The sequence below is a fragment of the Bradyrhizobium brasilense genome, assembly GCF_029714345.1.
GTDB classification, from domain to species: Bacteria; Pseudomonadota; Alphaproteobacteria; order Rhizobiales; family Xanthobacteraceae; genus Bradyrhizobium; species Bradyrhizobium australafricanum.
Map to the genome: position 1 here is coordinate 3,543,292 of NZ_CP121669.1, position 16,937 is coordinate 3,560,228.

24 protein-coding genes are annotated in these 16,937 nt (G+C 64.6%); 11 read left to right on the forward strand and 13 right to left on the reverse strand.

What is annotated here, in order from left to right; translation table 11 throughout:
• Positions 1-107 precede the first annotated feature (107 nt).
• Positions 108-1,070 (forward strand): Tim44 domain-containing protein, encoded by a 963-nt coding sequence (locus QA635_RS16415; protein ID WP_283070328.1) that lies wholly within the window; start codon positions 108-110, stop codon positions 1,068-1,070.
• A gap of 151 nt (positions 1,071-1,221) precedes the next feature.
• On the forward strand, positions 1,222-1,899 hold the full coding sequence (locus tag QA635_RS16420) for a hypothetical protein (protein ID WP_018272461.1): 678 nt from the start codon (positions 1,222-1,224) through the stop codon (positions 1,897-1,899).
• 119 nt (positions 1,900-2,018) lie between these two features.
• On the opposite strand, the gene QA635_RS16425 is transcribed toward QA635_RS16420, so the two are convergent.
• Positions 2,019-2,426, reverse strand: coding sequence for a DUF3606 domain-containing protein (locus QA635_RS16425; RefSeq protein WP_050387701.1), 408 nt, complete (start codon positions 2,424-2,426; stop codon positions 2,019-2,021).
• Positions 2,427-2,578: 152 nt separating this feature from the next.
• Between QA635_RS16425 and QA635_RS16430 the strand changes: the two genes are divergently transcribed.
• Positions 2,579-3,286 (forward strand): glutathione S-transferase, encoded by a 708-nt coding sequence (locus QA635_RS16430; RefSeq protein WP_283070331.1) that lies wholly within the window; start codon positions 2,579-2,581, stop codon positions 3,284-3,286.
• Between the two features lie 101 nt (positions 3,287-3,387).
• Here the strand turns inward: QA635_RS16430 and QA635_RS16435 are convergent, their stop codons facing one another.
• Both QA635_RS16435 and QA635_RS16440 read right to left on the reverse strand, forming a co-directional pair.
• Entirely contained in the window at positions 3,388-3,747 is a 360-nt protein-coding gene (locus QA635_RS16435) for a GFA family protein (protein ID WP_016844775.1), read from the reverse strand.
• Between the two features lie 9 nt (positions 3,748-3,756).
• The gene (locus QA635_RS16440; RefSeq protein ID WP_283070333.1) at positions 3,757-4,431 is read right to left on the reverse strand and encodes a methyltransferase family protein; all 675 of its coding nucleotides are present in this window, start codon (positions 4,429-4,431) and stop codon (positions 3,757-3,759) included.
• Between the two features lie 146 nt (positions 4,432-4,577).
• On the opposite strand from QA635_RS16440, the gene QA635_RS16445 reads away from it, so the two are divergent.
• Positions 4,578-4,904 (forward strand): ArsR/SmtB family transcription factor, encoded by a 327-nt coding sequence (locus tag QA635_RS16445; RefSeq protein WP_028339820.1) that lies wholly within the window; start codon positions 4,578-4,580, stop codon positions 4,902-4,904.
• Positions 4,904-5,344, forward strand: a complete 441-nt coding sequence (locus tag QA635_RS16450; RefSeq protein WP_283070334.1) for an SRPBCC family protein — start codon at positions 4,904-4,906, stop codon at positions 5,342-5,344. The genes QA635_RS16445 and QA635_RS16450 overlap by 1 nt, the downstream gene beginning before the upstream one ends.
• On the opposite strand, the gene QA635_RS16455 is transcribed toward QA635_RS16450, so the two are convergent.
• Positions 5,345-5,806 carry a hypothetical protein gene (locus QA635_RS16455; RefSeq protein ID WP_283070336.1) on the reverse strand — a complete coding sequence of 154 codons (462 nt, stop codon included), beginning with the start codon at positions 5,804-5,806 and terminating at the stop codon, positions 5,345-5,347.
• Positions 5,807-5,909: 103 nt separating this feature from the next.
• A complete protein-coding gene (locus QA635_RS16460) occupies positions 5,910-6,227 on the reverse strand; it encodes a Kazal-type serine protease inhibitor family protein (protein ID WP_283070337.1) in 318 nt (105 codons plus the stop codon).
• A gap of 231 nt (positions 6,228-6,458) precedes the next feature.
• On the opposite strand from QA635_RS16460, the gene QA635_RS16465 reads away from it, so the two are divergent.
• Positions 6,459-8,114, forward strand: coding sequence for a fumarate hydratase (locus QA635_RS16465; RefSeq protein ID WP_283070338.1), 1,656 nt, complete (start codon positions 6,459-6,461; stop codon positions 8,112-8,114).
• 9 nt (positions 8,115-8,123) lie between these two features.
• Positions 8,124-8,795: a DUF429 domain-containing protein gene (locus QA635_RS16470; protein WP_283070340.1), complete on the forward strand. Its 672-nt coding sequence runs from the start codon at positions 8,124-8,126 to the stop codon at positions 8,793-8,795.
• Here the strand turns inward: QA635_RS16470 and QA635_RS16475 are convergent.
• The 5 genes from QA635_RS16475 to QA635_RS16495 form a co-directional block, all read right to left on the reverse strand.
• Positions 8,792-9,736: an SH3 domain-containing protein gene (locus QA635_RS16475; RefSeq protein WP_283070342.1), complete on the reverse strand. Its 945-nt coding sequence runs from the start codon at positions 9,734-9,736 to the stop codon at positions 8,792-8,794. The two genes, QA635_RS16470 and QA635_RS16475, sit on opposite strands and share 4 nt — an antisense overlap.
• Positions 9,737-9,756: 20 nt before the next feature.
• Positions 9,757-10,053, reverse strand: a complete 297-nt coding sequence (locus QA635_RS16480; protein ID WP_021077922.1) for a hypothetical protein — start codon at positions 10,051-10,053, stop codon at positions 9,757-9,759.
• 119 nt (positions 10,054-10,172) lie between these two features.
• Entirely contained in the window at positions 10,173-10,727 is a 555-nt protein-coding gene (locus QA635_RS16485; protein WP_283070344.1) for an inner membrane-spanning protein YciB, read from the reverse strand.
• A gap of 50 nt (positions 10,728-10,777) precedes the next feature.
• Positions 10,778-11,353: a hypothetical protein gene (locus tag QA635_RS16490; RefSeq protein ID WP_283071677.1), complete on the reverse strand. Its 576-nt coding sequence runs from the start codon at positions 11,351-11,353 to the stop codon at positions 10,778-10,780.
• A 242-nt stretch (positions 11,354-11,595) separates the two neighbouring features.
• Positions 11,596-12,999 carry a carotenoid oxygenase family protein gene (locus QA635_RS16495; RefSeq protein ID WP_283070346.1) on the reverse strand — a complete coding sequence of 468 codons (1,404 nt, stop codon included), beginning with the start codon at positions 12,997-12,999 and terminating at the stop codon, positions 11,596-11,598.
• Between the two features lie 112 nt (positions 13,000-13,111).
• On the opposite strand from QA635_RS16495, the gene QA635_RS16500 reads away from it, so the two are divergent.
• On the forward strand, positions 13,112-13,837 hold the full coding sequence (locus tag QA635_RS16500) for a TetR/AcrR family transcriptional regulator (RefSeq protein WP_283070348.1): 726 nt from the start codon (positions 13,112-13,114) through the stop codon (positions 13,835-13,837).
• A 178-nt stretch (positions 13,838-14,015) separates the two neighbouring features.
• Here the strand turns inward: QA635_RS16500 and QA635_RS16505 are convergent, their stop codons facing one another.
• Entirely contained in the window at positions 14,016-14,588 is a 573-nt protein-coding gene (locus QA635_RS16505; RefSeq protein WP_283070349.1) for a hypothetical protein, read from the reverse strand.
• Positions 14,589-14,782: 194 nt separating this feature from the next.
• Between QA635_RS16505 and QA635_RS16510 the strand changes: the two genes are divergently transcribed.
• The gene (locus tag QA635_RS16510) at positions 14,783-15,454 is read left to right on the forward strand and encodes an SET domain-containing protein (RefSeq protein ID WP_283070351.1); all 672 of its coding nucleotides are present in this window, start codon (positions 14,783-14,785) and stop codon (positions 15,452-15,454) included.
• Between the two features lie 19 nt (positions 15,455-15,473).
• On the opposite strand, the gene QA635_RS16515 is transcribed toward QA635_RS16510, so the two are convergent.
• The gene (locus QA635_RS16515; protein ID WP_028339832.1) at positions 15,474-15,764 is read right to left on the reverse strand and encodes a DUF6522 family protein; all 291 of its coding nucleotides are present in this window, start codon (positions 15,762-15,764) and stop codon (positions 15,474-15,476) included.
• On the reverse strand, positions 15,761-16,195 hold the full coding sequence (locus QA635_RS16520; protein WP_057018350.1) for an RrF2 family transcriptional regulator: 435 nt from the start codon (positions 16,193-16,195) through the stop codon (positions 15,761-15,763). The genes QA635_RS16515 and QA635_RS16520 overlap by 4 nt, the downstream gene beginning before the upstream one ends.
• Positions 16,196-16,278: 83 nt before the next feature.
• Here QA635_RS16520 and QA635_RS16525 point away from each other — a divergent pair, with 83 nt between their 5' ends.
• Together QA635_RS16525 and QA635_RS16530 are read left to right on the forward strand one after the other, a co-directional pair.
• A complete protein-coding gene (locus QA635_RS16525; protein ID WP_283070352.1) occupies positions 16,279-16,740 on the forward strand; it encodes a group III truncated hemoglobin in 462 nt (153 codons plus the stop codon).
• On the forward strand, positions 16,737-16,895 hold the full coding sequence (locus tag QA635_RS16530) for a hypothetical protein (RefSeq protein ID WP_016844794.1): 159 nt from the start codon (positions 16,737-16,739) through the stop codon (positions 16,893-16,895). The genes QA635_RS16525 and QA635_RS16530 overlap by 4 nt, the downstream gene beginning before the upstream one ends.
• Positions 16,896-16,937 lie beyond the last annotated feature (42 nt).

The following is a 16,937-nucleotide window of genomic DNA, read 5'->3' on the forward strand; positions in this document are numbered from 1 at the left end:
CGACCGAGGGCCGCAGCCGCGGTTCCCGTTTCCCGCTTCACTTTTAACCGGCCCTGCCCATCTTAGGGGCGTTTCCCCATGCCGGGGAATCCTTTGAGGAAACCAACATGAATTTCTCGCAACGCACGCGTGGAATTGTTCGGGCGATCGCCGTCGCGATGGCGCTGGCGCTGCCCGTGATGATGACCGTTTCGGCGGCCGACGCCCGCGTTGGTGGCGGCGGCTCGCGCGGCTCGCGGACGTTCTCCGCGCCGCCCTCGACCAACACGGCGCCGGGCTCGGTTGCGCCGATGAACCGCACCTTCAGCCAGCCTGGTAGCCCGAACATGGGTTCGCCGGCGGCGGCGAATTCCGGCGGCCTGTTCGGTCGCGGCGGAATGGGCCGCGGTCTGCTCGGCGGCCTGGCCGCGGGCTTCCTTGGCGCCGGCCTGTTCGGCATGCTGTTCGGCGGCGGGCTGTTCTCGGGTCTCGGCGGCCTGTCGTCGATGCTCGGCCTCTTGCTGCAGATCGGCCTGATCGTGCTCGTGGTTCGCCTTGCGATGTCGTGGTGGCAGCGCCGCAACACGCCGGCGGCCGCCTATGCGGGTGGCCCCGACGTCGGCCCCGGTCCGCAGGCGAACGCCCGCTCGGGCTTCGGCTTCGGGCTCGGCGGCGGATCGAATGCGCCGGTCGAGATCGCGCCTGGCGACTATGAGACGTTCGAACGGCTGCTGGGCGACATCCAGACCGCGTGGTCGAACGAGGACATCGCGAAGCTGCACACGCTCGCGACGCCGGAGATGGTGTCGTACTTCTCGAAGGATCTCGAGGAGAACAAGGCGCGCAACGTCACCAACAAGGTGACCAATGTGAAGCTGCTGCAGGGCGATCTGGCGGAAGCCTGGCGCGAAGGCGACAGCGAGTATGCGACGGTCGCGATGCGCTACTCGCTGGTCGACACCACGCTCGAGCGCGGCACCGGCCGTCAGGTCAGCGGCGGCACGCAGCCGGAGGAGGTCACTGAGGTTTGGACCTTCGTGCGCCAACGCGGCGGCAATTGGGAGCTTTCGGCGATCCAGCAGACCAACTGATCGGTTGCCGGAGAATGACAGATACAAAGCGCCGCGGCCTGGTCCGCGGCGCCTTTGTTTTGTGCATTCATTCACATGTCGCGGCGCCGGAATATCCAGAGGGCCTGCGGGTTGATCTCAGCGGACCATAACAACCATCGGGAGGATTGAGATGAAGATCGTTGCGCAGATCGCGGTTCCAGCCTGTCTTGCGTTCGTCGTCGTGGCGGCGCCGCCGGCGGCGGCGCAGACCGCCGACACCAGCTTCTTCCTGACCAGCAACGGCATCGGCAACGGCGGCAATCTCGGCGGGCTCGCCGGCGCCGACAATCATTGCCAGACACTGGCGCAGGCCGCCGGCTTCGGTGCGCCGAAGACCTGGCGCGCCTATCTCTCGACCCAGGCGGCCGACGGCAAGGCAGCGGAGAATGCGCGCGATCGTATCGGCAAGGGACCATGGAAGAATGTAAAGGGCGTCGTGGTCGCCAAGGACGTCGCCGACCTGCACAGCGCCGGCAACAATCTCACCAAGCAGACCGCCCTGTCCGAGAAGGGCGAGGTCGTCAACGGTGCCGGCGACACGCCGAACCGCCACGACGTGCTGACGGGGTCGCAAGCAGACGGTACGGCATTTGCGGCCGGCGAGGACCGTACCTGCAAGAACTGGACAAGCAGCACACAAGGCGCCGCCATGCTCGGGCACTTCGACCGCAAGGGCCTGCGCGACGACGAGCCGTCAAAATCCTGGAACACGTCGCATCCCTCGCGCGGTCCCGACGGCGGCTGCTCCCAGGCTGACCTGAAGAGCACCGGCGGCGACGGCCTGCTGTACTGCTTCGCGGCGAACTGAGAGAGCGCATCTGCTTCGTCATTGCGGGCGCACCGACGCAATCCATCCTGCCGTACGCACGGAGCGATGGATTGCTTCGTCGCCTCGCGCCTCGCAATGACGGGATAGTGCGATCGCGCTCAGCTCTTCCTGCGCTTGACGGTCTTCTTTGCGGTCTTCTTCGCAGCCTTCTTTTTCTTCGCGGTTTTTTTCTTCGCCGCGAAATAGGCTTCGACCTTCTTCGAGGAATGTCCGACGGCTGCGACCGCGGTCTTGAGCCGGGCAGGGGTCACCTTGAACTTCTTCGACCAGTAGCGGACCTCGTAGGGCTCGCTGATCGCGATCCGCGCGCGGTCGGCGGCCTTGTGGCGCTGCTCCTTGAAATGGGCTTCCACCTTCTTGGCGGAATGCCCGACCTTCTTGACCGCGGCCTTCAGCTTCGCCGGCGTGACCTTGAACTTCTTGGACCAGTACGCAACTTCGTAGGACTCGCTCAACGCGATCAGAGCGCGATCTGCCGCGCCCCGCTTCTTCTTGCTGTCCGCCATAAGATGATCCTTCATCGAAGATTCGACGTTGGAACCTTAGCAGCCTCTGTGCGGTTCGCACAGGCAGCGGTGCGCGATGGACGATCTGACCGCAGCGTGGCTACGATCGAGGTGAAGCGAACCGATGCGGTGAAGTTTTCGGAGGTAAGTGCATGCACTATCAGCTTTACTACTGGCCGATGATCCAGGGCCGCGGCGAGTATGTCCGCCTCGCGCTCGAGGATGCGGGCGCCGGCTACACCGATATCGCGCGGGCCAAGGGCGGCATGGGTGCCATGACGAAGATGATGGAGGCACACAAGGGCACGCCGCCCTTCGCGCCGCCGTTCCTCAAGGCCGGCAGTCTCGTGATCGGGCAGACCGCCAACATCCTGCTCTATATCGGCGCGCGCCACGGCCTGGCGCCGAAGGCGGAGGGCGGAAAGCTCTGGGTGCACCAGCTGCAGCTGACGATCGCGGACTTCGTGGTGGAGATCCACGACACCCATCATCCGCTCGGGCCATCGCTGTATTACGAAGACCAGAAGGCTCCGGCGAAGAAGCGCACCGAGGAGTTCTGGGATTCGCGGGTGCCGAAATATCTCGGCTATTTCGAGGATCTCGTGCAAGCCAACCGCGGTGCGTTCGTCACCGGCCGCCGGCTGACCTACGCCGACCTGTCGCTGTTCCAGATCGTGGAAGGCCTGCGCTACGCTTTTCCGAAGCGGATGGCGGCGTTCGAGAAAAAGATCCAGCGGCTGATCGCGCTGCGCGATCGCGTCGCCGAGCGGCCGAACGTCAAGACGTATCTGGCGAGCGAGCGGCGGATTCCTTTCAACGAAGAGGGCATTTTCCGGCGCTACAAGGCGCTGGATTTGTGATCGCGGTCATTCCGGGGCGCGAAGCGAACCCGGAATCTCGCGCCACAATCTCTGGATTCCGGGTTCACGCTCCGCGTGCCCCGGAATGACGGCGTGGAAGGCTACCGGCTCCGCCCATCCACCGGCGTCATCGCGATCTTCGACAGATCGATGCCATCGATGCAGCTGACATTCAGCGCCACGATGTCGGTGCCGTCGGGCTTCTTGCCGCGCGCGAACACGTCGACGCCGCAATCGACGCAGAGTTGATGGCGGATCGCATGGCGGTTGAAGAGATATTCCTTGAGGTTCTCGGCGCCGGCGCGAAGCTGGAAGCTCGACGGCGGCATGAACACGAAGTGGAGGCCCTTCTTGGTGCAGATCGAGCAGTTGCAGGCCGTCACCATGGCCATATCGGTGGTGCATTCGAAGCGGACCTGTCCGCAATGGCAACCGCCGGTGTAGGTCTTGCTTTCTGCCATGATGATCCCTCACCACAGCCCGGGCACGAGGCGGTAGCGCACCCGTGCCGCATAATCGGCGTAGCCTGACAACCCCGTCACCAGCGCGCGCTCCTCGATCCGGGTGCGGATCGCAAACATCACGAAGAACACCGGCACGAAGGCGAGGCCCCACCAGGAGCCGAGCGTCAGCGGCACGCCGATGAAGAACAGCATCACGCTCGTATACATCGGATGGCGGACCAGCGCGTAGGGACCGGTCGAGATGACGTGATGGTCGCGCTCGGTCTGCACCTTCACGACCGGCGCGGCGAACGAGTTGGTGCGGAACACCCACAGGATCGCCACGGTCGAGACCAGATACAGCACAAGCCCGAGCACGATCAGCGGCACGCCGTCATTGACGCCGTCAAAGCGCCGGTCGAGCCCCATCGCGACGAACCACAGCACGGCAACGACCAGGAACACCAGCATGAACCGCTTGTCCTCGGTGGGCTGGCCTTCACGCGCGGTGAGGCGCATGCGCTCGGCCAGCAGCCCGGGATCGACCTTGGCGAGCCACAGCCCGCAGGCCGGGCCGATCACGGCCGAGGCGATCAAATAGGCCCATGCGCCGGGCCAGTGCAGCGTACCTGCGAAGGCAAACAGCAGCACGGCCATGGCGATGACGAAGAAGGTATTCTGCAGAAGGAGCTTTGCGATCATGAGCGGCTCCGCGCGATTCCAGTCGATATTATCGCACCGTTTTCCCGGCAAACATGCGACCGCAGCGATCAACTTTCGGAGCAGGCGAGACGTTCCAGCGTCACGACTGTCTTGACAATCATATAAGCAATTGCTTATATATTTTCATGCCCGCCGCCACGCAGCTGACCGATGTGTTGAAGACCCTCGCGGACCCGACGCGGCGGGCGGTGTTCGAGCGGATTGCGCGGGAAGGCGAGATCGCCGCGACCGGCCTGGTGCAGGGTTCAAAGGTGTCGCAGCCGGCGGTATCGCAACATCTGCGCGCGCTGCGCGACGCCGGGCTGGTCGCCGAGCGGCGCGAGGGCCGCCATATCCATTATCGCATCGCGCCGAAGGGGCTCGGCCCGCTGATCGACTGGCTCGGCCATTACGAGACGTTCTGGGCCGAGCGCTTCGCAAATCTGGAACGGCTGTTGAAGGAGAGTGAGTGATGGGTGAGACGCACGCGATCACGGTCGAGAAAATGCTGCCCTACGCGGCCGAGAAGATCTGGCGGACGCTGACGACGAGCGATCGGATCGCGAAATGGCTGATGCCGAACGATTTCGTGCCGGCCGTTGGCCATCGCTTCAATTTCCACACCAAGCCGATGGGCGACTGGGACGGTGTCGTGCATTGCGAGGTGCTGGATTGCGATCCGCCGCGCCTGTTGCGCTACTCCTGGAAGGGCGGCGCTGATACCAATCCGGAATACGGCTCGAAGCTCGATACGATCGTCACCTGGACGCTGACGCCGGTCGAGGGCGGCACCCATCTGCGGATGGTGCATGACGGCTTCGTGCTGCCGGGCAACCGCTTCGCCTTCGACATGATGAGCCCGGGATGGGGCCGGGTGCTCGACGCCATCGCGCGCATCACCAGCGAAGGCTGATCACTCGTTGTTGCCGCGACGAACCGTGATCGAGGCGTCGGTCTTGTTGCGGGTGCATTCGAGGTTGAGGCGGCGATAGCGCATCGTGATGGTGTTGCCGCGCAAGATGCCCATGCGCTTCAAGCAGCGCGAGGTGCCGGTGACGGCGTCGTCCTTCGGCACGGTGAAGATCAGCGCCGTGGCGGAGCCGACCAGGTTGAAGAACTCCGACTTCATCTTGCGATCGGTCTTGGCGTAGAGCTCGATCGAATAATCCTTGCCGCGGCAGCCGAGCGACAATTCCTTCGCCGCCGGGTGCGTGAGGTAGGTGATGTTGGCGGCGCTGAAATTCACCTTCAGCCCGTCGATCTGGCCGGCGAGCTGCTTGGCGATGTCCACGCAGGGATCGGCATGCGCAGGCGCTGCAACGAAAACCGTCGCCAGCGCGATCAGCGCGGCCGGCAGAGTGGAGCGGATGCTCAAAGGCAAGCGTCGGCGCAACGATGCTGTCACGAAATACCCCCCGCGGTACGAAAGTACGCGAAGCTACATGCAGGCTCCCGAGGAGCGCGTCAATATGGCCACGTCAGGACGCGCACCTGCCGTCCTGCGCTTTGGAAGCCCCAGCGGCCCGGCGCTCGCAATCATTGCCATAGGTCTTGCCGTCGCAGCCGCATACGGGCTTGAAGATCTTGTTGCAGATCGTCGGGCGGAACGCGCAGGTGCCGGTCTGGTCGAAGCGGCCACAGGTCCCGGGCCTGAACTGGCAGAACTGGCCGCGACTGCCGCATTGCAGTCCGGCAAGGCCGCCGCACGGCTTGCCGAGGCGGGCGGCATCGGCGCCGGTCGGGATCGCGATCAACAAGGCCAGCGCCGCGAACCAGACGAAAAGCGCTGTCTTCATGAAGGTCTCCTGATGGCTTCCTGATGGTTTCCTTGGCCGTTCCGCGGCTTGCCGGCGTTGTGGCAACCTGGGATTACGATGGCATGAAACATAGCACGTGGATTGCCAGTCCCGCGCATGGCTGGAAGGCGGCCCGCTTCCCTTTCCTTTGTCGGAAAAAGGCTTAGAACGGCTCTACATTGCCGGCGGCCCCGCGGCCGGCACCGGCCTTTCGAAACCGACGAGCAACTCATGAACGCCCCCTCAGCCTTTCCCGACCAGCAGAAGCCCGTTCCGCCCTACAAGCACACGCCTCTGTTCCCGCTTGGTGCCGACACCACGCCCTACAAGAAGGTGACGAGCGAGGGCGTCCGGGTCGAGAAGGTGTTGGGCAAGGACATGCTTGTGGTGTCGCGGGAGGCGCTGCGCGCGCTTTCCGAGGCCGCCTTCGGCGACATCAACCACTATCTGCGGCCGGGCCACCTGAAGCAGCTCCGCTCGATCCTCGAGGACAAGGAAGCCAGCGACAACGACAAGTTCGTCGCCTTCGACTTCCTGAAGAATGCCAACATCGCGGCCGGCGGCGTGCTGCCGATGTGCCAGGACACCGGCACCGCGATCATCATGGGCAAGAAGGGATGCAACGTCATCACCGACGGCGACGACGAGGCCGCGCTGTCCGAAGGCGCGCGCGATGCCTACCTGCGCCGCAATCTGCGCTACTCGCAGGTAGCTCCCTTGTCGATGTATGAGGAGAAGAACACCGCCAACAACATGCCGGCGCAGTGCGAGATCTACGCCGAGGGCGATGATGCCTACAAGTTCATGTTCATGGCCAAGGGCGGCGGCTCGGCCAACAAGAGCTTCCTGTTCCAGGCGACGCCCTCGGTGTTGACCAAGGACCGGCTGCTCGCCTTCCTGAAGGAGAAGGTGCTGACGCTCGGCACCGCGGCGTGTCCCCCGTACCACCTTGCGATCGTGATCGGCGGCACCTCGGCCGAGCTCTGCATGAAGACCGTGAAGCTCGCCTCGGCGCGCTATCTCGACGCGCTTCCGGCCCACGGCTCGGCCGACGGCAATGCGTTCCGCGATCTCGAGATGGAGCAGGAAATCCTCAAGATGACGCAGTCGCTCGGCGTCGGCGCGCAGTTCGGCGGCAAATATTTCTGCCACGACGTGCGCGTGATCCGTATGCCGCGCCACGGCGCCTCGCTGCCGATCGGGCTCGGCGTCTCCTGCTCGGCGGACCGCCAGGTGCTCGGCAAGATCACCAAGGATGGCGTCTATCTCGAGGAGCTCGAGCACAACCCGGCGCAGTATCTGCCTGCGGTGGAGCAGTCCCTTGGCGGCGAGGTCGTCAAGATCGACCTCAACAAGCCGATGAAGGAGATCCTGGCGACGCTGTCGCAATATCCGATCAAGACCCGCGTCTCGATGACCGGCACCATGATCGTCGCGCGCGACTCCGCGCATGCCAAGCTGCGCGAGCGGCTGGAGAAGGGCGAGCCGCTGCCCGACTATTTCAAGAACCATCCGGTCTACTACGCCGGTCCCGCCAAGACGCCCGATGGCTACGCCTCCGGCGCGTTCGGCCCGACCACGGCGGGACGCATGGATTCCTTCGTCGACCAGTTCCAGGCGGCCGGCGGCTCGATGGTGATGGTCGCCAAGGGCAACCGCGCGGTCGCGGTGCGCGAGGCCTGCAAGAAGCATGGCGGCTTCTATCTCGGCTCGATCGGCGGCGCCGCGGCGAACCTCGCCGAGCACTGCATCAAGAAGGTCGAGGTGGTCGAGTATCCCGAGCTCGGCATGGAAGCGATCTGGCGCATCGAGGTGGTCGATTTCCCGGCCTTCATCATCATCGACGACAAGGGCAACGACTTCTTCAAGGAATTGAATCTCGGTTGAGGATCCGGGTTGATCGCGGTCGGCCTCGACGGGTTCTCCAAAGGCTGGGTCGCCGTCACCATCGACGGCGACCAGCGTACGATTTCCTTTCACCGCGACATTGCGGACGCGCTTTCGCGTCCGTTCGATCGCGCCGGGATCGATATCCCGATCGGTCTGACCGATGACGGCGAGCGCGATTGCGACCTTCTCGCGCGCGCAAGATTGCGCCCGCACACCTCGCGCGTCTTCACCGGCGCGCGGCGCTGGCTGTGGCAGCAGTTTGACGATCCCGATCTCGCGAATGCGGAAGCACTGCGCCGCGGCCAGACCCGTGTGTCGCGCCAGCTCTGGCATCTCGGCAACAAGATCATGGAGGTCGACGCGTTCGTGCGCGCGAACGCCACGCGCGATGTCCGCGAGGTGCATCCCGAACTGGTGTTCTTGCAGCTGAACGGCGGCGAGCCCTTGCCGCGCAAGAAGTCGGAGGAGGGCGATGCGCTCCGCTGCAGGCTGCTGAAGCGATCAGGCTTCCGCGGGATCGATCGCTGGCTCACCTGGATGCGGATCGGCACCGGCGCGAAGCGCGACGATGTGCTGGATGCGTGTGCAGTGGCGCTGGCTGCGCGCGAACCATGCGGAAGCGTTCCCGAAGCGCCGCCGCGAGACGCGCACGATCTGCCGATGCAGATTTGGTTCTAGCTGCAGTTCGTCACCTGGTTGGAGCACAGGCTGCGCCACCAGCCGCGCACGCCGTCATGGCTCTCCACCAGCGCCCAGTGCCCGCTGCAGGCGAGGATGCGTTTCGGACCATCGTCGGTATCGAGCTCACCGCCGAGCTTGCGCAGCGCCGGCGTCCACTTGGCATCGACGAAGGGCGCCTGGAACAGCCCGCCCATGCGGGTGTAGCCGTTGGCGTAGCTCGCGCCGACCTTGTTGGCGGCAACCCATCCGCGCCCGGCATAAGGCTTTGGCGCGTTGCGCGGATAGCGCTTGTCATCTTCATAGGCCTTGCCCGGCGGCATCGCGCCTTCGATCAGAAACCAGCCGTCCTTGAAGCCGATGATACGAAACTCGGTGAGCCAGCCGCCCTCCGGCGTGTTCTCGGCCCCGCCCATCTTGAGATGGTAGGGCGGCGGCAGTTTGCCGAGCACGCGTGCCTTCGCCGACGGCTCCGCGCGCACGTTGAGGCCCGCGAGGTCCTTGTCCTCCGACCAGGCGCCAAGGTCGCACGGCTCGGTCCCGCCGGGCAGTGCGTTTCGCTTCGCGTCAAGCTCGGCCTGGCGCGCGGCAAAATCATTGTCCGCCCCGTCGGCATGTCCGGTCGCGATGTCGCTGGGACCGCGCGGCTTCAATTCGGCCGACAGCGCGCGCGTGCCATCCTTGCTGAGCGTCACGACCATCATCTGACGCGGCGCGAAGACGCTTGCCGGCGTCTTCGGGTCGTCCGCGCTCGCGGCATAGACCGCGAGGTAGCCGGTGGTGCCGGCGGTATCCGTGCTGGAAGAGGTGCCCGCAACATATCCGGCCGGCACCAGCGCGACCGCGCTCGCGCGCCACGCCGGTTCGGCTTCGCTTGCCTGCTGTGCGGAAGCCGTCGTGGCTGATAACGCCATGACGGCAACGGATGCCAGGATGCGCATGCGTGGTGCGCGTGCTGCGGTTACGCCCGCGTGCCGGTGAAGGGGAAGCTGCCCATCGGGCCGATGCCCATCTCGCCGGAGATGCCGTCGCCTGCGACCTTGCCGGTGAATTCGAGCGTCAGCGGCATCGGGTTGGTGATGGAAACCTTCCAGGCGACGTCGTCGCCGTTCACGGTGCCGTCGAAGATTTCGGTGGAATTGCCCTCGGCGCCCTGCGTGCCGGTGAGCGTGCCGCCGGAGCTTGCCAGCGACAGCGTCGCCTTGCGCTCGCCCATCGGCGTCGTCATCGTGAGATTCCAGTTTCCGTCCACCGCCATTGATGTCTCCCCTCCAGGTAAGGCGCTTTCAAGCGAGATGGCTACCGTTTCGCGCGAAGAAAACGCGTGCGCGGGTATAGCCCATCTTGCCGCGCGCGCCTAGTTCGCGGCTGCGGCGATCAGGCGCGGGCGGCGGCGCGCAGCCGGCTTCCGACCAGGACGCGGAAGGCGACATACTGGATCGCGAAGGCGGCGATCTTGGCGCCGACCAGCACCACCGACACGTAGAATGCCCAGAGCTTCATGTCGCCGGTCGTCGCGATCGCAATGGTGCCGGCGGCGAGGATGAACATCAGCCCGGCCCAGGCGTAGCCGGCGAGGGTGGCGTATTCCGGAATCGTCTCGGTCACGATCGGCGGCAGATAGCGCAGCATCCAGCCGCGCTTGAGCATGATCGCGCCGATCGCGATGTGACCGATCGCGGGCTTCGCCAGCACGAAGCGCGGATCGTTGGTGAGTAGCGTCGCGCCGCCGAGCACGATCACCAGCCCAAGGCTCGCCCAGGTCATGTAGCCGAGTGACTGTCGCTTGACGCGCGCATAGACCACTTGCGCGATTGCGCCCGCGATCGCAACGCCGGTGGCGATCAGGACATTGTCGGTGGCGAAATAGACCACCAGGAAGACGATGGTGGAGAGGAAGTCGCTCGCAAGCCTGGCAAATACGCTCTTCATCGTCGTGGTTTCCGTTTCCTCGGGATAATGGTTGTGCTGAAGGCTAGCGTCTAGCGTGAGGGCAGCGCGCCGGCCGGCGGCGTCGCGTCCTTGGCCGCGCGATAGTGCGGATACCAGTGGGTAAAGCCGACCGCGGCATTGCGTGCGGCGAAGGCGATCAAGAGGCCCGTCCACAGCGGCAGCGCCGGCACGTAAAGCACCGCAACGTTGCCGACCAGCATGAGCAGCATCGCCACGGTCCAGGCGCCGGTGATCAGGTAGTTGGCATGGAGGAAGCCGGGCAGCTTCGCGGTCTCGGCATCGACCTGCTCCAGCGCATATTGCCGCGTGAAGGGACGGCCGATCATGATCGAGCCGAGCGACACCAGCAGGATGCCGGCATCGACCGCGATCTTCACCGCGGTGCTGCTCAGCGTCGCATCGACGAAGGTGAGGTAGGAGCCGATCGCGGCGAAGATGACGACCGAACCGACGCCGAGGATCTTGATGCTGCGGCCGCGCGCGACATCGAACGCGATCACGGCGAGGCAGATCAGGGCCGCACTGAGCAGGCTCACCGTGGCCGAGGTCACCAGCATCAACATGGCGAAGGCGCCGTAGGGAGCGAGGATCAGGAAGATCGTCATGGTGAGCCTCATCGGCTTATCTTTACAGTGTAAAGATAGCCTAGCGGTGAGCAACGGAGGCGTCAAGCGAAATCTTTACAGTGTCAAAATCGTGAGGTGATGGAAAAATCCCCAGGTTTGCCAATAACATAAGTGGCGACCGCTCGTTTTCGGTCGGCGGCGGCAAAGACGTGGATGCCCGGGACAAGCCCGGGCACGACACGTGGAGAGGTTGGCGCACTGACGTCCGGGGTGGTCGTTGGCTACTCCGCCCCCACCCAATTGCCGTGGAATCCATCGGGCACGCGGTGGCCGAGATGGACCAGCGCGGTCGGGCCCGCTTCGACATCTTGCGCGTTGAACACGGCGAGGTCGCTGCGGTTTTCGCGGGCGCGCCAGACCACCGCGAGCAGCCAGCCGTCGCCTTCCGCGGCGTCAGCGCTGCGCTCGACGAACACAGGCTCGGAGATCGTGTCGCCGGCGGGCAGCAGATAATGGCCGAGCCGCTTGCCGCGGCCGTCGACATGCACGATGCCCGACAGCGCACCGAACATCGGCAGATCTGGGTTAGCGCAGGCGTACCAGCCGTGATTGCTGGCAAATCCGGCGCGCCGATCGTCGACGCGGGGGAATTCGCCGGTGAGGTCGTCGAGATAGGTTTGCGTGAAGCGGTCGGTGTTGCCGGAGAGGTCGAAGGTCCAGCGGCAATAGCGCGCGCGGTTTTTCCGCGGGTCGGTCGGCGAGCCGTCGGGATGATTGAACAGCGGCGCTTCCTCGAACTGCATCACGTCGGCGATGATGCGGTTGCCGTCTTCCCACGCGTTCATGACGTGGAAAACGTAGCAGGTCTCGGCGCGGAACCAGACGATGTCCTTCGATGCGCCGCTGCGCTTCATGACGCCGACATAGGCGCCTTTCTCCGGCTCCCAGGCGTAGGGCGCCTGTCCGCGCATCGCGCGCTGCATGCTGCCGGTGATCGGCAGGATCGGAAACAGCACATGATTCTCGGTGACGATGAAGTCGTGCACCATGCTGGCATAGGGCGCCTCGAAGCGTTCGAACCGCGTCACCACGCCGGACGAGCTCACCGCGCCGAACGACAGCGCCGGCGTCAGCGGGCCCGCGGCGTTGTAGCCGAAGAACACCATCTCGCCGGTCGCCGGATCGATCTTGGGATGCGCGGTGAACGGGCCTGTGATCGCGCCCTTGTAGTCGCAATAGCCGAGGCGATTGAGCGTGCCGGGCTCGATCTCGGTCGGCAGATGGCCTTCCTCCAGCGCGAGCAGCCGGCCGCCATGGAAGATGATGTTGGTGTTGGCGACGCCGCCGTCCGTCGTCGTGGTGGCCGGCGCATCCGGCATCTTGCGGCCGAAGCCGCCGAACAGCGCGCGACCGGCATCGTGCTCGGCCTGCCATTTCGGCGTGCGGACCCAGCGGTTGCGGTAGCTGGCGCGGCCGTTCTCGAGATGGAAGGCGTGCAGCATGCCGTCGCCGACGAACCAGTGCGCACCCGGCGCCTCGAACTGCGGATTGGGGCCGTTGCGATAGAGCGTGCCGTTCAGCCCGCGCGGCAATTCGCCCGAGATCTTCAGGAACGGCGCGTCGGCTTCGAATGGGATCGGCGCCAGATTGGTGCGCGCCGCATTGGATGTGACCTGGTCGAGCATTCCGCATCTCCCTGTATTATGATCTTTACATCGTAAAGATATCAGTAGGGATGACGCCGCCGATCGTCAAGCAAAATCTTTACAGTGTAAAAATTGCGACCTATAAGGCCGCATGGCAAGAATCTCCAAAGAAAACAAGGCGACTCGCCCGGCACGGGCTCCGACCCGCCGGGTTGCACGGACTGCAGCAGTTCGTCCGGCCCAACGGCGCCGCGCCAATGACACGCCGTATCACCATGGCGATCTGCATGAGGCGCTATTGAAGGCCGCCGAGCGCGTGCTCGAGCGTGATGGATTGGCGGGGCTGACATTGCGTGCGGTGGCGCGCGAGGCCGGCGTGTCGCACGCCGCCCCGACGCATCATTTCGGCGATCTTACCGGTTTGCTCAGCGAACTCGCGGCGATCGGTTTCCGGCAATTTGGCCTTGCGATGGCGGCTGCGGACGCTTCGGCGGCCACGACGCCCGAGAAGGGCGTGGCGAGCGCAAAGGCTTATGTTGCCTATGCGCAGGCACATCCCGGCATGTACGGGCTGATGTTCCGCAGCGAGCGGCTGGATCACTCGCGGCCGTCGCTGCACGAGGCGTCCGAGGCTTCGTTCGCAGGGCTGACCCGCGGCGTCGGCGCCAGCCGGCACGAGCAGATTTCCAAGGAGCAGCTTACGCTGGATCAGGCCGCCGCGATCGCGTCCGCCTGGTCGCTGGTGCATGGTTTCACCATGCTGTTGCTCGACGGACGCCTCAAGACGATCCTGGATCGGTCGCCCGAGGGCACATCCGCGGAAATGTTGTTGACCGCGATGCTGCGATTGTCCGCGGGCCGCTCAGCGCGGCAATAACCAGTGCTGCCCCTGGGCTAGTGTCCCGAATGCGAAGTTCGCATCATTTGCCGCACCTTCGGAGCGAACTTCGGATTCGATAAGGACACTAGCAAACTTATGATTCTAGTGTGCTTTATGAATGCGAAGTTCGTGAGAGTGGTTGCCGCGAAATCGCACGAACTTCGCATTCAGCACACTAGCGCCTCACAAGCGACGTGGTCCGGCCGCTCTGTCCGATCGTCTTCACCGTATCCGTGCCGCATTTGAAATCGCGGGCGAAATCGTCGGCGGCCTGCCGCGCCAGCTCGTTGGCGTTGGGATTGGCCGCGACGTCGACATAGGCGACATGACAGACATCGCCCGGCGGCAGCCGAGTCACGGCGAGCATTGCCCGCGAGACCGGGCCGCCGCGCTTGTCCTGCTCGCTGTTGTCGGCGATCTGCCAGCGCTGGATGATTGCAAACGGCTTGCCGCCGGCTGCACGCCATTCGACCCGATCGCCGGTCGAGCTGAACGGGCCGAACCAGGCTTGCGCCGCCGGTTCCCTGGCTGCTGCCTCGCGGTTTCGGCCGACCGAGACCACTTCACGCAGGTCGCCCTCGTTGATCAGCACCACAAGCCCGGATTTTCCCGGACAGACCCTGGTGGTGCTGCCGTCCTCTTCGCTGGGCTTGCCGATCATGCGGCAGGCCTTCGGCGCGGTCGATGAGTAGCTGCTGCTGATCGCCTCAGAGCCGGCATGACCAGGATTTGCGCTGGCGGCCGTCATAAAGACTGTTGCAAAAGCAAGGTATTTCATCAGGGGAAACCTGCGATCCGGACGTTACTTTGTCTCTGACATATGCAATCTGGGGAAGGTTCAATAGACACGCGGGAAACACCTGACAGGCGCGCGGAATCGTCCTAGAAGGGCGGCTTCGCAACTTCTGTCGCGTGCACTTGCGTGCCGTAACCTTGATCGTCATGCCCACGATATCATCCAACAAGCCCTATCGCGTCGGCCGTTCCCGGACCGGTCTTGGCCTTTTCGCCACCAAGCCGATCAAGAAAGGCACCAAGATCATCCGTTATTTCGGGCCGTTGCTCGACTCGAAGAAGAAGGATGAGGACGCGATCGAGAACAAATATCTGTTCGAGCTCACCAACCGCTGGACCATCGACGGCTCGATCCGCGAAAACGTCGCCCGCTACATCAACCATGCCTGCAGGCCGAACGCGGAATCCGACGTTCGCCCACGCAAGCGCAAGGTGTTCATCCGCGCCATCAAGGACATCGAGCCGGGCGACGAAATCAATTACGACTACGGAACCGACTATTTCAAAGCCTATCTGAAGCCGATCGGCTGCAAGTGCGATGCCTGCGAGAAGAAGCGCAAGAAGAAACGCGCGGAGGCGAGGGCGGAGCGGGTGCGGCTGAAGGAAAGAGCCGAGCGGAAGGCACAGCGCAAGGCCGAGAAGCTCGCCGAGGAGCGGGCCAGACAGCGGAAGGCGAAGAAGGCTGCCAAAGCAAACGGCAAGCTCGCCAACGGCACGGCGCTGAACGGCAGTCACCTCAATGGTCACAGCCTGATCAACACGGCGGGCAAGAAGGCTGCCTCGTCGAAGCGCGGCACCGCCCGGGCGCTGAACGCCTGATATCCGGGACGAGGTCTCTCTAGCCGCTCGGCCGGTGCGCCGCGCGTGGCAACGGTGAATTGCCGAAATCCAGCGTCGAGCGCTGGATGATCGTGCCGTGCTCGTCGATAACGAGACGGAAACGCTTGCTCCCCGAGAAGAATGTGAGGCGATGCCGCCCCTGATCGGCGTCGAGCCCGCGCTCCGAGCGCGTCGTGATTGCGCCCGAGCGCATCCCGGCCTGCAGCAGCGGAACCGCGATGCCGAGGCCTTCGGCGACGATATTGGCGTCGACCTCGAACGCGCCGTCCGCGAATGTGATCGTCGTCATGATGCCCTCGCGGGATGGCGGACGGGACGCGGCAGGTAGGCGCATTCGGCGAGCGTCGTTCCGTCGAGCTCGCGCATGAAGGCCTCGCGTGCCGCGGCAAGCTTCGCCTTCAGCCGGCAGCGCGGCAGCAGCAGACAATCTCCGCCATCATCCCTGAAACATTCGACCAGCGCGCTGTCGCCTTCCAGCGCACGGACCACCTGGCCGAGGGTGATGGTCTCCGCCGGCCGCGCCAGCGAAAACCCGCCACCGGCGCCGCGCTGGGTGGCAATGAAGCCGGCGTCGGCAAGGTCGCGCACCACCTTGGCGAGGTGATTGCGGGAAATGTCGAACTCGGCCGCGATCTCGCTGGTCGCAAACGACCGGTCCGGCTCGCCGGCCAGCCGCATCAGGGCGCGGAGCGCAAAATCCGTGAACGATGTCAGGCGCATGGAAGCCCTTCGAAATCAGCACTTGGCGGATCAGCTATAGCAGGTTAAATAGGCATTTGAAATACCTATTTAGGATGTAAGCCATGACAGCAGCAGAGCGCCGCGAGCAGATCACCGCCGGGATTGTCGCGCGGACCGGGATCACCGAGGCCATGATCGAGCAGCTGGTGCACGCCTTCTACGCCAAGGTCCGCAAGGACCCGATGATCGGACCGGTGTTCGAGACCAGGATCAGCAATTGGGAGCCGCATCTGGCGCAGATGTGCGCGTTCTGGTCTTCGGTTGCGCTGATGACCGGGCGCTATCACGGCACGCCGATGGTCAAGCATATGCCGCTGCCGATCGACGCCGCGCATTTCGACCGCTGGCTCGAACTGTTCGAGGCGACCGCGGCCGAGCTGTGCCCGCCTGACGCGGCGGCGCATTTCATCGATCGCGCGCGGCGCATCGCCTCGAGCCTCGAGATGGGCGTCGCCGGCGGACAGGGCGTGATGCTGGCGGTCGGCGAGCGTTACAGGCGAAGCGAAGCAGGAGCAGTGCAATGAGGAACAGGGCGAAAGCGATCGCGCGTGCCATCGATGGCGCATGGTTTCATCAGGATCAGGCCGATCCGTTTTCCGGCAGCAGTCTGGTGCCGATGCTGATCATCGGCCTGGCGCTGACCTTTGCCGGTATGATCGTCGCGGTCGTGCTGAGCTGACGGAAACGGCCGCCGCGTTTGCCGCGACGGCCGCTCGTCACA

Coding starts and splice junctions, on each gene's coding strand:
- QA635_RS16415 (WP_283070328.1), top strand. CDS start 108: ATGAATTTCTCGCAACGCACGCGTGGAATTGTTCGGGCGATCGCCGTC.
- QA635_RS16420 (WP_018272461.1), top strand. CDS start 1,222: ATGAAGATCGTTGCGCAGATCGCGGTTCCAGCCTGTCTTGCGTTCGTC.
- QA635_RS16425 (WP_050387701.1), bottom strand. CDS start 2,426: ATGGCGGACAGCAAGAAGAAGCGGGGCGCGGCAGATCGCGCTCTGATC.
- QA635_RS16430 (WP_283070331.1), top strand. CDS start 2,579: ATGCACTATCAGCTTTACTACTGGCCGATGATCCAGGGCCGCGGCGAG.
- QA635_RS16435 (WP_016844775.1), bottom strand. CDS start 3,747: ATGGCAGAAAGCAAGACCTACACCGGCGGTTGCCATTGCGGACAGGTC.
- QA635_RS16440 (WP_283070333.1), bottom strand. CDS start 4,431: ATGATCGCAAAGCTCCTTCTGCAGAATACCTTCTTCGTCATCGCCATG.
- QA635_RS16445 (WP_028339820.1), top strand. CDS start 4,578: ATGCCCGCCGCCACGCAGCTGACCGATGTGTTGAAGACCCTCGCGGAC.
- QA635_RS16450 (WP_283070334.1), top strand. CDS start 4,904: ATGGGTGAGACGCACGCGATCACGGTCGAGAAAATGCTGCCCTACGCG.
- QA635_RS16460 (WP_283070337.1), bottom strand. CDS start 6,227: ATGAAGACAGCGCTTTTCGTCTGGTTCGCGGCGCTGGCCTTGTTGATC.
- QA635_RS16465 (WP_283070338.1), top strand. CDS start 6,459: ATGAACGCCCCCTCAGCCTTTCCCGACCAGCAGAAGCCCGTTCCGCCC.
- QA635_RS16475 (WP_283070342.1), bottom strand. CDS start 9,736: ATGCGCATCCTGGCATCCGTTGCCGTCATGGCGTTATCAGCCACGACG.
- QA635_RS16480 (WP_021077922.1), bottom strand. CDS start 10,053: ATGGCGGTGGACGGAAACTGGAATCTCACGATGACGACGCCGATGGGC.
- QA635_RS16485 (WP_283070344.1), bottom strand. CDS start 10,727: ATGAAGAGCGTATTTGCCAGGCTTGCGAGCGACTTCCTCTCCACCATC.
- QA635_RS16490 (WP_283071677.1), bottom strand. CDS start 11,353: ATGACGATCTTCCTGATCCTCGCTCCCTACGGCGCCTTCGCCATGTTG.
- QA635_RS16495 (WP_283070346.1), bottom strand. CDS start 12,999: ATGCTCGACCAGGTCACATCCAATGCGGCGCGCACCAATCTGGCGCCG.
- QA635_RS16500 (WP_283070348.1), top strand. CDS start 13,112: ATGGCAAGAATCTCCAAAGAAAACAAGGCGACTCGCCCGGCACGGGCT.
- QA635_RS16505 (WP_283070349.1), bottom strand. CDS start 14,588: ATGACGGCCGCCAGCGCAAATCCTGGTCATGCCGGCTCTGAGGCGATC.
- QA635_RS16510 (WP_283070351.1), top strand. CDS start 14,783: ATGCCCACGATATCATCCAACAAGCCCTATCGCGTCGGCCGTTCCCGG.
- QA635_RS16515 (WP_028339832.1), bottom strand. CDS start 15,764: ATGACGACGATCACATTCGCGGACGGCGCGTTCGAGGTCGACGCCAAT.
- QA635_RS16520 (WP_057018350.1), bottom strand. CDS start 16,195: ATGCGCCTGACATCGTTCACGGATTTTGCGCTCCGCGCCCTGATGCGG.
- QA635_RS16525 (WP_283070352.1), top strand. CDS start 16,279: ATGACAGCAGCAGAGCGCCGCGAGCAGATCACCGCCGGGATTGTCGCG.
- QA635_RS16530 (WP_016844794.1), top strand. CDS start 16,737: ATGAGGAACAGGGCGAAAGCGATCGCGCGTGCCATCGATGGCGCATGG.